The following is a 362-nucleotide window of genomic DNA, read 5'->3' as shown; positions in this document are numbered from 1 at the left end:
AGACCAACCCCAATAAAAGAGAGCTTAATGGTCAGCGGATTCATGGTCAGCACTAGCAAGAATGAAATCACGGCTAGCACTAAAAAAAGGATAACGGCCTCTTTACTCGACACCAGACCTGACGGCAGTGGGCGCTGCTTGGTGCGCTTTACATGGCCATCCACCTTGCGGTCAGCAAAATCATTTATCACGCAGCCTGCTGAGCGCATTAGCACTACACCTAATACAAATACAACCAAAACATCAAAGTCTGGCATACCTTGTGCGGCGATAATCAGCGACCATAATGTAGGCCAAAGGAGTAACAAGGTACCAATCGGGCGATTCATTCGCGTTAATTGCCAGTACGCTTTCGCTTTGGT

1 protein-coding gene is annotated in these 362 nt (G+C 47.8%); it reads right to left on the bottom strand.

Translation table 11 applies throughout. The annotated features are described in order from the left end of the window. A partial coding sequence (locus A3712_RS23215) for a UbiA family prenyltransferase (RefSeq protein ID WP_197465898.1) occupies positions 1–362 on the bottom strand: 362 nt, incomplete at both ends.

The sequence above is a fragment of the Vibrio sp. HI00D65 genome (genome assembly GCF_001635455.1).
GTDB lineage: Bacteria > Pseudomonadota > Gammaproteobacteria > Enterobacterales > Vibrionaceae > Vibrio.
This window is presented reverse-complemented; position numbering and strand designations above follow the sequence as displayed.